Origin of the sequence: Acinetobacter sp. NIOH-H-8, from assembly GCF_046635365.1 — a bacterium.
Lineage (GTDB): Bacteria > Pseudomonadota > Gammaproteobacteria > Pseudomonadales > Moraxellaceae > Acinetobacter.
Genome location: NZ_JBHDVN010000213.1, coordinates 1 through 440, shown reverse-complemented (window position 1 = coordinate 440; position 440 = coordinate 1). Strand labels below are relative to the sequence as shown.

The 440-nt window shown below is 56.6% G+C and carries 2 protein-coding genes; both read right to left on the bottom strand.

Annotated elements, in window-relative coordinates:
• Window positions 1–261: AMP-binding protein (locus tag ACEWB7_RS17875; protein ID WP_411581072.1), on the bottom strand; the 261-nt coding region annotated here is incomplete at its 3' end.
• 9 nt (window positions 262–270) lie between these two features.
• Window positions 271–440: chorismate-binding protein (locus ACEWB7_RS17870; protein WP_023567831.1), on the bottom strand; the 170-nt coding region annotated here is incomplete at its 5' end.

The window sequence follows — 440 nt, the reverse complement described above, 5'->3', positions numbered from 1 at the left end:
ATACAATTCAGCGACGTTACCCAGTTGTACCAGCGCGGTTTCACCAGGTTTAATGCCCTGACGGCGTAAACTACACGCGAGGTTATCCGCCGCCTGATTCAGCTCCCGGTAACTCAACTGTCGCTCGCCGTCGATAACCGCGATGCTGTCACTCGCAGCGTGGCGAGTCAGAATGTCGGTCAGCGGCAAATCCTGCCAGTAGCCTTTTTCCCGATAGCGACGGGCAAACTCTTCCGGCCAGCGGGTGAATGGAATGCTCATCCTCGCTCCTTAATGCAATCCAAAAACGTTCAACATGGTAGAAAGTTTGACGCCTGTTTCGCGCCACTCACCCAACGGTGACGACGCAGGCACAATCCCCGCTCCGGCAAACAGACGCACCTGATTTTCCCGCAGCTTCGCGCAGCGGATGGTCACCACCCATTCGCCGTTACCTTCGC